The organism is Parafilimonas sp. (assembly GCF_047606085.1).
Classification (GTDB): Bacteria; Bacteroidota; Bacteroidia; order Chitinophagales; family Chitinophagaceae; genus Parafilimonas.
Map to the genome: position 1 here is coordinate 38,711 of NZ_JASGEX010000092.1, position 12,654 is coordinate 51,364.

Below are 12,654 nucleotides of genomic sequence, written 5' to 3' on the forward strand. Positions count from 1 at the left end.
TTAAGCTGCTTTCCGGTATTTATTGGAAAGGACTGCATAACGGTATAGTAATAAAACCACCACAGGCAGCAGGGCTATGTTTAGTTGCTGGGGTATGAAGAACCAGGTAACAATAAATACGGCTGTGATAACGGCTATTATAAAAAAATAGTTACTTAACCAGGAAGGCTTTTTAATTAAACAAAACGCAACAGGCAAATTAAACGGCAAAGCCCAAACCAGGTTCATGTTATTTTTGCAAACTGTATGATCTGTTGCAAACCACATAAATAATAAAAGAACACCTATCAGGCCGGTTATATACAGCAGCAAAGCATCAGTAAAACTTGTTAGCTTATTAGCCCAGTTTGCTTTATGCCCGGACACGAAAAACAGGGCTATGGAAATTATGGCGAGTATAATAAGCGGAACATATTTGCCGGAGGATCTGTCTGCCTCATTTCCCTTTAATATAACCGTTGCATCTTTTGCCAAATACACGCCTTTATCTGTTGCCTCTGCCAGGCCCTTCATAAAAAATGCAGGCATAAACATAGCTTCATCGTTTGAAACCACCTGGTCAACTCGGCTGCCAAGCAGGATGTCTATTCCCATTTTCGTCCAGTGCTGGCCGCCTCTTTCAAGATAATGGTGTATGAGGTCCCGTGCAGTGGTATTTTCAGGAACAATCTTATTCTGTATAACAGCGCCTTCAATATTTTTTAGCACAATATCCTTTACCCTCGTTGTACAGTTGTCGAGCAGGAAATCGTATTTATAAAAACGGTTATTGCCCTGCATGTTGAAGCTAATGGCATCCATGATTTTTTGTTTTGAAGCACTATCTATTTTTAATTCCTGCTCATACACGCTGCGGTGATCCTGTAAATATTCATACATGAAGTCGGGGAATGCATCGGCGGAGGAATAATACAACAGCTTGCCGCGCATAAACTTGAGATAGAAGTTAGGCTGGTCGAAAGTAAACCCGCCCCAGTTATATACCATATCCGTATGGTGCATGCTGTCAATGATGCGCAATGCCGTATGGCCAAATAAGGAATACAATTCATCGCCCGGGCCGCAGGTTATAACGCTGATTCGCGTATGTGCACTATTAGCCTGGGCCTTAATAAAAGGTGAAATAAAAAGCAAACAAATGCCGATAATAAAACACTTCATATAAAACGAAATAAGCGGGTTCGGTTGCAAACAATATTAAGCAATTCAATTAAACTATACCGGATCGTTCGCTGCTATCTGCGACATGCCAAAACGTTCATTCTTCATTATATTTTCCAGCTTCCATTCTTTCTTTTCCCGCAGAGAGACACAGGAAGATTTACCCTTTTCATCAAATATAACGGCGCAGCTTACCGGGTAGCTGCCATCGGTATGAACAAACATTTCAACCTGGTCTCCAAACTCAGAAATAATTAAATTTTCCAATGCCACCACTTCTTCATGCGCTTCCAGTACATTCAAATAAAAAGGAAGCGTAAGGTGGCAGTCTATATGCAATATGCTACCATATTTTATAATGCGCAGATTGTGTATATCAATCCAGTCCGGCCTTCTTTTTTCATTAAGCAGCCGCACCATCCGTTCAAGCAACTGCATATCTGCTTCATCCATTATGCCGGCCAGTGATCTGCGCACAATATTATACCCGTTAAAGATAATTGCAATAGCAATAATACAGGCAACTATCTTATCAAGCCAGTAAAACTTCGTGAATAAAATAATGGCAAGCGTTGCAACAATAGCCAATGTTGACCATGTATCAATTATTAAATGCCGTCCGCTTGCCTGCAAAGCAAGCGATCTGTTGCGTTTTCCAATTTTTAAACAAATCAGGCCGGCAATAAAATTCAGCACGGCTGTAAGCGCAATAAGCCATACGCCTTTATCAAGTTTTTCAAGCGGCCGGGCTGATATAAAATTTATGACGGCTTCGTAGAGGATGAGTATGCCTGATGCTACAATAAGCGATCCTTCGGCGGCAGCAGAAACAAACTCTGCTTTGCCATGCCCGTAAGGATGGTCTGCATCTTTCGGCTTTGCCGCCACATATAAACTATACAGCCCTATAAAGCCGGCCAAAACATTCACAATGCTTTCAAGCGCATCGGAAAGCACAGCCAGTGAATTGGTAAAATAATAGGCTACGATCTTTGCCGCAAAAAGTATTACAGATAAAGCCGTAATCCATTTTTGAACCTTAAAATTTTGTTGTGCTGTTTGCAAATGCAGTTTGTTGAATTGAATAATGTTTGTCTTGAAAAATGCCTGTCACCATCGCCCGGAAAACAAACGGATCGGGCGATCAGACTTCATCAGCAGGCTGCGTTTTTTTTAAAGTTGATTTAACCCTTTTGAAAAACCTGAAATAAAATTCTTTATTGAACAATTGCGAATCTCTCATGGCTTTCGAGGTAAGAAATATGCCCACAGGCACCAAAACAATACTGGAAAGCCACATGCCGAAAGCAGCACTTGTAACACCCTGCTTTGAAAATTTTTCTCCGAATGTGTTGAGCAAATGAAATATAACAAAGAAAATAACGGCAAACACCAGCGGCGAGCCGAGGCCGCCTTTTCGAATGATGGAGCCCAGCGGCGCCCCGATCATAAAAAGCACAATGCAGGCAAATGATAAACTAAATTTACGATTCCATTCTACCCGGTTTTTACGCAAAAAGTTTTGCTTTTCGCTGTACTCGTTCTGCGCAAGGTCAACAAACCCTTTTATGGAGCTTAACGAGGAAGATGCCCGTTCATACACGGTTGATGACATGCTGTCCGGGATAATTGACCGCATATTTTTCAGGGGCTTGTTTTTTAAGGAATCGGGCAGCATCCAGGCACTGTCCCGGTATTTTAAAAAAATGAGCGCAGGCCGCAACTGCGATTTTAACCGGTTAATACTAGAATCTCTCAGTTTGGTTATGGAATCAATAGACAGGTTTAGCTGATGCACGGTGAGCATTTTCGGATCCCACTTAAACAGGCTGTCTTCCGTTTTATTCATTTGAAAGCTGCTGAGGTCAAAGTCTTTTTGATAATCTTTAAAGCCCAGCCTGATAAAATCTGTATTGGTACTGTACTTGTTCCCGTTTTCCTGGTAACGCCACCCATCATGCAATGTAAACTGAAGAAAACGTTTATCAGGCGTTACCTTCATTACACCGCTGTTGGCCACCAGGAAATCATCCTGCGGGCCATTATTCTTTTCGTAAATAACAACATTGTGAATGGTGCTGTCGTCTTTTTCTTTTTTACCAACCTTAATTACAAAGCCTTCAATCTTATCATAAAAAACACCTTCTTTAATATCGAGCGCAGGCTTGGTAACAATTATATCATATTTTAAAGCGTTCAGCTTAAGATTAGCAACAGGTATGATATTATTGGCAAATAAAAAAGCAACGCCGCTTATAAGCACTGCAACTATAAGCAGCGGCGCCATAAACCGCAACAGCGGAATGCCCGCCGATTTTATAGCCACTAATTCAAAGCTTTCGCCGAGATTTCCAAACGTCATGATGGATGAAAGCAATAATGCCAGCGGCAATGCCAGCGGCACTGCTGTGGCAGCTACATAACTTATTAGCTTTAAAATGGTAATTATATCAAGCCCCTTGCCTACCAGGTCGTCAATATACAGCCAGAAAAACTGCATTACCAATACAAACAGTGAAATAAGAAAAGTGGCAATAAAAGGCCCCACAAATGCTTTAACAATAAGTATATCAAGTTTTTTAAACACTTTGCAATAAGTTTTAAAATATGCTTATGGCCGCCACAAATGTAGAGCTTTCAAAAAATGAATTGGAACTGGTTGTAAACAGCGAATTTATTTTAACAAAGAATAGTATCATAAAAAAGGTATATGATTTATTTGGTGCGTTGAGTGAAAGCTATAAAACAACGCTGGCTGAAAATAAAACCTGGCTGCCCCGGGAAATAGTTGATACGTCTCCCAAAATTTATAAAGGTGAAAATTATCTGCAGCTTCCTTATGTAATGATGGATTATCCAAGAATTTTTTTTAAAGGGGATGTGTTTGCCATAAGAAGTTTTTTCTGGTGGGGAAATTATTTCAGTGTTACGCTGCAACTGGCCGGAAAATATTTTGAGCACTTCAAAAACACGATCCATCATAATTTGAAACAGCAATTCAACAGTGATCTTTTTGCCGGGGTTAATGATGATATGTGGCAACATCATTTTGAAACAAGTAATTATAAGCCCCTGAATGAAGCTGATATTGATGAATTATTGGAAAAGCCATTCATTAAAATAGCTGATAAACTTTCTTTAAATGAATGGAATAAAGCGCCGGGATTTTTTGAAGGAGCCTATGGGCGCCTGCTGGCATTGCTGATGTAGGGCAGTTATCTTATTTATTTTTTATTTCCCGGCAGGCTCATTCCATGCAGGCTGAAGGCGGGTAAAAAATACTTCATGCTGCTGTTCTATACTATATTTTTCTTAAAATTTTCAGGAAGCTGCGACCAGTTTCTTATTTCCACAAGTATGGGAATGCTGCTGTTTCTTATCTTTTCAGCAAGCGCATTCATAACTGCAGCGGGATTTGGCATTTGTTCATTAAAGAATAATACAAGGTCTAAATCGCTGCCATCATGCGCCGTGCCATTTACCCTGCTTCCATAAGCCCATACCTCAATGGAAGCGTTAACAGATGAAAAAATTTGCAGCAACGCTTTTTTATCTTTTCTCTTAACAACATTTTAAATGGCTTTTAAATTTTTTATTGTGGCCGCAATATTTAAAGCATCAATAATAAACTGTGGCAAAAAAACAAGTGTTTCTTCTGCAAAACTTTCGCCGTAATCATGTGCTGTATTATTCCGGTTATCTCTGTATGTAAACCATCTGTCACAGGCGTCTGCATCAATAATATTATGCTTTACCGCATGGCGAAACACATCTTTAAAAACCAGCCCGTCAACAGCTTTGGATGAAGAACAATAAAGCTTCAATGTTTTGCGAAGCAATTTGCCGCTTTGCTCGAGAATAATTTCAAACTCTTTTCACACAGGCAGAACGCTACAAATCATAGTCAATATTCCCCGGGCTTGATTGTTTAAGCAACACCAATGCTTTATCTAAAGCAGCAATACAACGTTCCAGATAAGTGGTATCAATATTCATAATACGTAAACTGACTAATGCAAATTAACGCTTACTAATTGTATTGCAAATTTGCTGCTTTCCCAGGGTTAATAATTATGTAATATCAAAGTCTAATGCTATATAACGAAGAACCTGCTATGCAAAGCATATACAATCAGGACGGGGAAAATATCTTTTGTATAACCCTTACTTCTTAATTTGGGATTGTAACATTTCAATCAATAATCTTTGATTGCTTATTAATTCATCTTTTGCATGTAATAAAACTTCCCAAAGTTTGCGTTCATCTATGAGAGAATTATAATGATTAACAAATCCGATAGAATTATCATTCATACTTGGTTGATACAAAATATTGCTCTCAGAATTAGGAAGCAAAGAAGAAACAGGAACTTCTAATTTTTCAGCAGTAGAAACAATTGTTTCCCATTTGGGGGAAACTTTATCATTTTCAATATCAGATAAAACGCTTTGCGTAATACCTAATTCAGATGCAAGCCTTTCCTGCGTCCATCTTTTAGTTAAGCGTTGCTGTGCTATACGTTGTCCTATTGTTTCCATAAGGTAAAAATATAAAATATCGAACCAAACAGATTGTTTTGATAAAATATCTGCAATGCCGATAAAATATCGCTTTAAAAAATTTTTTAGTTTAAAGCGAAAATGGAGCATTGTGCAACTTGTGCTATTAGTAACAATCCCAACAAATGCACGAGATACTGAAACGATAGCAACGCAACCGATGCATTAGTTAAACCAAAGTTTTTTATTTTATGTTACAAATCAATTTTTTAAAAATTAGAACAACTCTAATTCCTGCTGTTATTGTAATTCTATTTACTTCCTGTTCAGCAAAAATTTACACTAAAAAAGATGCAACACGTTACACAAGTAAGCATAATACAGTTGCTATTATTCCTCCAAAGGTAAAAATAGAAGTAAGGAAAAGGGATAATGACGAAAAAAGAAAAGCCAAGCAAGAACAAGAAGTAATTGAGTCCCAAAATGCTCAAAATGAAGAATATAGCAGATTGCTTCAATTCGTTAGAAAAGGTAAAATGCATCTTGAAATCCAAGACATTGAAAAGACTAATGCAATATTGTTAAAAATAAATTGTCCTAATGGAGATTGTGGCATGGCACCCGAACAATTGGCACAAGCATTGGGTGTTGATGCAATTATAGAGTCCAATTATGTGTTTTCTTCCCAAAAGAATATTGGATTAGGAATTACGTATGCGATAATATTTTTCCCATATTTAACACCTTTGGGAATTATGATGGCTTGCTCCCCGACCAATAGAGCGGATTTAAACATAAAATTGGTTGACGGCACTACGGGTTATTTACTCTACAGTTATAATAATAAACTTAGTAGGCTAAATAAGAAATTTGTTGATATTGTTGATAAGGCCACAAAAAAAGCAGGAAAGAAAATACCTTACCATTAAAAGAGGAATCAGGAGTAAATAATAAAAAAACGCCTGCCACTTTCAAATTTACATTATCCTTTAAACCAAAATATCTCAGCACCAAAATCTAATTGCCCAGGCGATGAAAGAGTTCTTTTACCTGGTATTCCCAAAGCTGGGTTTGGTCTTTTACCTCGCCTTTTTCTGCAAAATCTTTTATAACCAGTATAGTTTGATTGGTAATTTCGGTTTTCTCAATCCTGAATTCAAAGTATTCATCTTTTGGCGCAGTAAGCCAATGAAAACGGATAAATTTATCCAGTTCAGAATCCACCACTTCAGCTTTCTCAACAGAACCATTCCATGAAAAAATAAATACATTGTCCCTTTCATCAACTTTATCAGCAAACCACTCTCCCAAGCCTGCCGGCGTTGATAAAAATCCATAGAGAATACCTGGCGAGCAACGTACAGGATACTCAAGGGTAAAAATCTGTTTTTTTTGCATGATGCAACTTTAATTTGTGCTTTTCAGAGTTTGCAATAATATTAAATTATTATTAGCGTAAAAATTTTTTTCGCAAACTCCTTCATAACTGTTTTTATTCTGCAATATGTATTAATTGTTCCATATTTTCCAGTTTTCTTCTGCCTGCAGCACAAGCATTTCGTGCCCGTTTTTAATGGTGCAACCCGCATCTCTTCCATATTGCAGAAATTTGGTAAGCGGCGGGTTATATACCAGGTCGTAGAGGTAGTGCTCAGGCGTTAATAAACCATAAGGTAACAAAGGCGCATTGCCCGCATCCGGGTATGTTCCAAGCGGTGTACAGTTAATAATAATTTTAAATTCAATAAATACGGCCGGAGATATATCATTATAGGTAATTGTTTTTACAGAGCCATTTCGTGAAACCAGCAAATATTCAATATTAAGTTTTTTAAGCACATATTGTACAGCGGCAGAAGCGCCGCCGGTGCCTAATACCAGCGCTTTTTTATGATGCGGTTCCAAGCCTTTTATAAATGATTGTTGAAAGCCGGTTATATCGGTATTGAAGCCTGTTTTTGCGTTGGCGCTGATCTTTATACAATTGCAGGCGGCTATTTCTTTAACAGCGTCATCTACGCTGTCAAGATAAGGAATAACTGATTTTTTGTAGGGAATGGTTACCGCAAGACCCTGCAACCTGGTATGTTCTTTAAAAACAGTTTCAACATCTGCAATGGAAGGGATGGAAAAGTTGAGGAATTCCGCATCTTTAATATTCTCTTTCAGAAACTTCTCTGCAAAATATTTTTGAGAGAAAGAATGCGAGAGCGGAAAGCCAATCAAGCCAAATTGCCGCATATTAGTTTTTATCTAAAAACAAATGAAAACTATCGCCTCTCAGTCCAAGCCGCATGGCTTCCAGCGCTATAACCTCGGCGGGCGCAATATTACCAAGGTTCACATTAGCGCCAAGCAATTCAAGAAAATACAATTGCTGTGATTTTTGGGGAGCTTCCCATATAATTTTTTCGGCAGGTATCTGGGTAAGAATTTCCTGCACCAGACCCTGTCTTACTTCGCCGGTGCCGCGATATAAACCCACGTTACCTGCTTCTCTTGCTTCTGCAATTACATAGGATGAGCCAGCTTCAAGTTCTGCCCGCATTAATTCTATCCATTTATATGGCGGAAAAATGTTTGTTTCATCTTTGGAGCCCACCTCGCTTAGCACGGTTCCGTATTTTGCGAGCTTTTCTATATACCCACATTTTTCAGCATGTGGTATGGTTATAGAACCATCGCTTACCTCCATGTAGTTAATATTATAATCCTTGCATATTTCTATATAGTCGTTAAACTGGTTGCGAATAAGAAATGCTTCAAACAAAGTGCCGCCAAAATAAACAGGTATATTATATGACTGATAGACTTCTATTTTTTCCCTGAGATTTGGCGTAACATACGCCGTTCCAAAACCAAGTTTTAAAATATCTACGTGGGGATGGGAAATACTTAAGAAATTTTTTGTTTCCTCAAAGCTAAGCCCCTTATCCATTATCATTGTTATTCCACTTGCACGAGGCTTCTGCTTCCTTTCAGGAATTTGAGTAAGATTAAAATTCATGCAAACCTATTTGGGTCGCAAAAATAAGGTTATGAGGTATTATTATGATGTGTAATAAAAAAAGCAACTTATTTTTTGCGTTTTGTTTTCCTGTAACGGGCTAACAAATCAACCACACAGGTATTTTGAAGTATGGATGGGTATATTTCTACAAAGCTTTTTACCAGGGACGGCGATTTTTTAAGGCCGGCTTCCAGCTGCGCCAAAGCATCTTTTTGCCTGCCGGCAGCAAATAAAACCGCACTGTATAAATAATGGATTAACGGCTTGCCTTCGGTAACTCTCAGGGCGGCAATACATTGCTGAATAGCTTCTTCAAAATACTTTGACCGGTAAAGGCAGGTTATAAGCGCTTTCCAGCCACGCACATTCTTAGGGCGGCTTCTTACCACCATGCTAAAATAATGCACGGCGTCTTTATAATTTTCAAGCTGCAATACACATTGCCCCATGGCCAGGTTATACTCAGGCACATTCTTATGAATGCGCAGGGCATTTTCAAGGTGGGTGATTGCCTTGTTCCATTTTTGTTCATTAACATAAGTGAGCGCTATTTTATATTGAAGCTTGCTATCGCCGGAATTGATGTGGCTCGCTTTGCGATAATTAAAACGGGCTGATGCAAACTTGCCAAGTTTATGATAGCAATGGCCAATGGCTTCAAATATCACATCTTCAGGCCGGGTTATTTCTCCCACTTTTTCAAGCACTTCTATGGCATCTTTATACCTGCGCAGCCGTATATAGGCATCTCCCATATTGCGGTAAGCGTAATCAAACTTATCATTTATGGCAACTGCATATTGATAAGCATCAATGGCTTTTTCGAACAATCTCAGGCCCTGGTAAGCCGAGCCCAGGTTAAACCAGGCCAGCTCTGAATAGGGATGATCTTCAATTATTTCCTGGTGCAGCCGTATGCTTTCTTCATTGCGGCCTGTAAAATCTGTCCAGAAACAAATTTTATACAGCGCCTCCTCATTGGCCGGTTCCTGTTTAAGAATTAATACAAGACAATCGAAAGCCTTGTCAAATTCCTCGTAATCGTCATATACATCGGCAAGCTCAAACAAAAGGTCAAGCCTGTCATCGCCCTCAAAGGTCAGCAGGGCTTCTTCCAGCAATGAGGCGGCTTTTTGTGGCAGGTCCAATGCCAGGTATGCATCTGTCTTCAGGATATATATGTCTATATTGTCATGATCATAAAGCTCAGCCTGCTTTAGTGTATCCAAAGCGCCTTTAAAATCGTGGATAGCGATAAGCAGGTCGGCTTTTCTCACAAAAAGGTCACCCGAATAAGGAAAATAATCAAGTGCGGTTTCCGCTATTTCAAGCGCTTTATGAAAACTGTTCTTCTCATTAAAGTGCTCAATTAATATTTCGAAGGATTCTTCTTCGAGAAAAGATGATTTTTTGCCGGCCCGCAAATCTTCGTATTGCCTGATCAAATCATCAATCTCATCTGTATTTCCGCGAAAAGGACGGTCGTGCATAGGCGTGAAGGTTGCGGAAAATTAAAGAATGAAAATATATTTTCCAACTTATGTAACAAAAGATAATTATTTCCGTTATAAAAAAGTATATTTCATGTTAAAGTTGTATATTTGCGCCATGAAACAGATTTTATCTCCAAAAAAACTAATGCTGCTGCTGGCTTTTGTGATTAGTATGCGGGCATTCGCTTCTTTTGTGGATAATAGCACGAAAGCTAAAAAAGCCGACACTACAGATATTAGCCTTAAAAATTTCAACCGGAACGCTTTTAAAAATACGGCTTACCCAAGTTTCACGCTTTCTAAATTTCAATATAAGGGATCTTCCAGCCTGTACCAGATAAATTCTCAAAATTCGGTTGAAGGCCAGTCAATTATACGTATGGAAAACGGCAATACCTCCTATGTTTATCCATACAAATACAAGGTAAAAACGCCTTTCTTTAAAACGCCCACGCCTCCTAACACGCATTAATGCCGCTACAGTTATATTTTAGGTAATCATCGCTTACTTTGAACGGTCTTATAATCTTTTAAAAGTTCAATTGTATAAATTTTAGTGCAAAACCCTGTAACCGGCCTGGGGTATATCGAATTGGTGCGTAGCTACCGGTTTAAAGTCAATGTTTTGCGCCGAATACGTTATTCTTTCCCTGCGTTTATTGGTTGATTCATATTCAAGCACCATGCCCGGTATATTATTCGCTTCAAAAGGCATTTCCATAATTGAAGGAATAAGCCCCGGCACATAGTACGCTTTATAGGTGTCCCCATTTTTTAAAGTAAGTACCGCCTGTTTGCAATGATAACCGAGAATGTTTTTTTCAGAATCGTTCAGTGTCACTGTAATACTATCATAAATATGATTCGATCTTTTCCATTCGCCGGCATTGTACTGGGCTATATATTTTGATACCCCTATCTCCTTTAAAACGGTAGCACTTCCTGTACCGCTGTTATAAAACAGCGTTTGGTTAAAAGCCCTGGTCTCCAGGTCAACACGCATCTGTTTTCCCTTGATAAAAATGGTTTTCGAACCAATATCCGGATGCTCTGAATCAGAGCTGTTTATAGAGAAGAAAATGGTGCAGTCAGAAATTATTTTCTGGTCCTGTGCAATTGAAACCATACATAAAATAAGCGCCGGTATGATGATGATTATTCTTTTCATAAGCATTTACAGCATCTTATACCTGCAATTTAACACGCAATATTTTAAGCAATAGCCTGCGGCTTAATAATAAGCACATTTTTAAGAAAGCATTACATTTAATTTTACCTTCGGCTTAAGTATAGCAAAACAATTTATGCAGGCAAAACAAGAAAATGGCCGTAACAGTTATATTTTACAAATGCACCCTCTGCAAAGAATTGCCATCAGCCTGATCATCAGCGCTACCGTTCTTTTTCTTTTTCACAAAACGCCTTTCCTGATAAACATAATGCTTATATGGGATATATTTTCAATATGCTATCTCATTTTAAGCTGGATAGTTATTGTAAAAAGACCGGTTGCCCAAATAAGAAAAACAGCAAAGAAAGATGATGGAAGCGCTATATTTATTTTTATACTGATAGTAGTTTCATCGCTGGCAGGCATGTTCACTATTTTACTGCTCATGCTTTCGCAGCAGGCGGGCTCAGTAAAAGAAAGCCTTTACCTGCCTGTGTCTGTAAGCGGCATGATGCTTTCGTGGATAATGGTGCATTCCATCTATACTTTTCATTATGCACACATCTATTATGATGACGATAAGCATAATACAGGTAAAGATGCGGCCGGGCTTGAATTTCCCGGAGATGCAAAACCAAACTACCTCGACTTTGCTTATTTTTCTTTTGTAATTGGCTGCACCTTCCAGGTTTCGGATATTGAAATATCCTCTCCCAAAATAAGGCGGATTGTATTGTTTCACGGCCTGTTATCATTTGTGCTTAACACATTTGTTGTAGCGCTTACCATCAATCTTATTGCAGGGCTTAAAAGGTAGATCTCTTATATCTGGATTTACATGAAATTATTGCACATAAAACCATCCATCATTTTTTTCTACTTGCCTGCTTTTCCCTGGTTGAAACAAGTGCGCAGAAAAACAACCCGCCTTTTAAAGTACTGGCTTTTTATACCGCAAAACAAGACCTTGCCCATATAAGTTTTGTACATGAGGCAAACAAATGGTTTCCTGAAATTGCCAGGCAATACAATTTCATTTACGACTCAACCAACGACTGGAGCAAACTGAACACCGGATTTTTAAAGCAATATAAAATTGTTATTTTTCTGGATACAAGGCCCGAAGATCCGCGTCTGCGCCTGGCTTTTGAAGCATATATGAAAGAAGGCGGCGGATGGATAGGCTTTCATTTTTCTGGCATTGCCTTAACGCCTTCCGGTTACCCGCAAAACTGAAACTTGTATTCTTAATGAATTTATGGACGCAGGCGAATATAAATCCAATACCTGGCGTAATACCATCCTCTGGATGGGGAGAA

At 38.7% G+C, this 12,654-nt stretch carries 15 protein-coding genes and 1 pseudogene; 5 read left to right on the top strand and 11 right to left on the bottom strand.

Annotation, left to right across the window (positions count from 1 at the left end; all coding sequences use genetic code 11):
• The 3 genes from QM629_RS08055 to QM629_RS08065 all read right to left on the bottom strand — a co-directional run bounded on the left by QM629_RS08055 (position 1) and on the right by QM629_RS08065 (position 3,748).
• Entirely contained in the window at positions 1–1,161 is a 1,161-nt protein-coding gene (locus QM629_RS08055; protein ID WP_415158982.1) for a DUF4105 domain-containing protein, read from the bottom strand.
• Positions 1,162–1,215: 54 nt separating this feature from the next.
• Complete coding sequence (locus QM629_RS08060) at positions 1,216–2,226, bottom strand: cation diffusion facilitator family transporter (RefSeq protein ID WP_415158984.1); 1,011 nt, start codon at positions 2,224–2,226, stop codon at positions 1,216–1,218.
• A gap of 79 nt (positions 2,227–2,305) precedes the next feature.
• Complete coding sequence (locus QM629_RS08065; RefSeq protein WP_415158986.1) at positions 2,306–3,748, bottom strand: LptF/LptG family permease; 1,443 nt, start codon at positions 3,746–3,748, stop codon at positions 2,306–2,308.
• Between the two features lie 26 nt (positions 3,749–3,774).
• On the opposite strand from QM629_RS08065, the gene QM629_RS08070 reads away from it, so the two are divergent.
• Entirely contained in the window at positions 3,775–4,371 is a 597-nt protein-coding gene (locus QM629_RS08070; protein ID WP_415158988.1) for a hypothetical protein, read from the top strand.
• Positions 4,372–4,457: 86 nt separating this feature from the next.
• On the opposite strand, the pseudogene QM629_RS08075 reads toward QM629_RS08070, so the two are convergent.
• From QM629_RS08075 to QM629_RS08085, 3 genes and pseudogenes are all read right to left on the bottom strand, one after another.
• A pseudogene (locus QM629_RS08075) lies at positions 4,458–4,706 on the bottom strand (nucleotidyltransferase family protein); the annotation flags it as partial.
• 27 nt (positions 4,707–4,733) lie between these two features.
• The gene (locus QM629_RS08080) at positions 4,734–5,024 is read right to left on the bottom strand and encodes a nucleotidyltransferase substrate binding protein (RefSeq protein WP_415159035.1); all 291 of its coding nucleotides are present in this window, start codon (positions 5,022–5,024) and stop codon (positions 4,734–4,736) included.
• Positions 5,025–5,325: 301 nt separating this feature from the next.
• Positions 5,326–5,700 (bottom strand): helix-turn-helix domain-containing protein, encoded by a 375-nt coding sequence (locus QM629_RS08085; protein ID WP_415158990.1) that lies wholly within the window; start codon positions 5,698–5,700, stop codon positions 5,326–5,328.
• 212 nt (positions 5,701–5,912) lie between these two features.
• Here QM629_RS08085 and QM629_RS08090 point away from each other — a divergent pair, with 212 nt between their 5' ends.
• A complete protein-coding gene (locus tag QM629_RS08090) occupies positions 5,913–6,590 on the top strand; it encodes a hypothetical protein (RefSeq protein WP_415158992.1) in 678 nt (225 codons plus the stop codon).
• Between the two features lie 88 nt (positions 6,591–6,678).
• Here the strand turns inward: QM629_RS08090 and QM629_RS08095 are convergent, their stop codons facing one another.
• From QM629_RS08095 to QM629_RS08110, 4 genes are all read right to left on the bottom strand, one after another.
• The gene (locus tag QM629_RS08095; protein WP_415158994.1) at positions 6,679–7,059 is read right to left on the bottom strand and encodes an START-like domain-containing protein; all 381 of its coding nucleotides are present in this window, start codon (positions 7,057–7,059) and stop codon (positions 6,679–6,681) included.
• A gap of 111 nt (positions 7,060–7,170) precedes the next feature.
• Positions 7,171–7,902: a shikimate dehydrogenase family protein gene (locus QM629_RS08100; RefSeq protein WP_415158996.1), complete on the bottom strand. Its 732-nt coding sequence runs from the start codon at positions 7,900–7,902 to the stop codon at positions 7,171–7,173.
• Position 7,903: 1 nt separating this feature from the next.
• Positions 7,904–8,668: a phosphosulfolactate synthase gene (locus tag QM629_RS08105; protein ID WP_415158998.1), complete on the bottom strand. Its 765-nt coding sequence runs from the start codon at positions 8,666–8,668 to the stop codon at positions 7,904–7,906.
• Positions 8,669–8,736: 68 nt separating this feature from the next.
• Complete coding sequence (locus QM629_RS08110; protein ID WP_415159000.1) at positions 8,737–10,161, bottom strand: tetratricopeptide repeat protein; 1,425 nt, start codon at positions 10,159–10,161, stop codon at positions 8,737–8,739.
• A 28-nt stretch (positions 10,162–10,189) separates the two neighbouring features.
• On the opposite strand from QM629_RS08110, the gene QM629_RS08115 reads away from it, so the two are divergent.
• The gene (locus QM629_RS08115; protein WP_415159002.1) at positions 10,190–10,636 is read left to right on the top strand and encodes a hypothetical protein; all 447 of its coding nucleotides are present in this window, start codon (positions 10,190–10,192) and stop codon (positions 10,634–10,636) included.
• Positions 10,637–10,717: 81 nt separating this feature from the next.
• Here QM629_RS08115 and QM629_RS08120 read toward each other — a convergent pair whose 3' ends face one another.
• Entirely contained in the window at positions 10,718–11,332 is a 615-nt protein-coding gene (locus QM629_RS08120) for a hypothetical protein (RefSeq protein ID WP_415159004.1), read from the bottom strand.
• A gap of 136 nt (positions 11,333–11,468) precedes the next feature.
• On the opposite strand from QM629_RS08120, the gene QM629_RS08125 reads away from it, so the two are divergent.
• Together QM629_RS08125 and QM629_RS08130 are read left to right on the top strand one after the other, a co-directional pair.
• The gene (locus QM629_RS08125; RefSeq protein WP_415159006.1) at positions 11,469–12,152 is read left to right on the top strand and encodes a DUF1345 domain-containing protein; all 684 of its coding nucleotides are present in this window, start codon (positions 11,469–11,471) and stop codon (positions 12,150–12,152) included.
• Between the two features lie 158 nt (positions 12,153–12,310).
• Positions 12,311–12,571, top strand: coding sequence for a ThuA domain-containing protein (locus QM629_RS08130; protein WP_415159037.1), 261 nt, complete (start codon positions 12,311–12,313; stop codon positions 12,569–12,571).
• Positions 12,572–12,654: the final 83 nt, after the last annotated feature.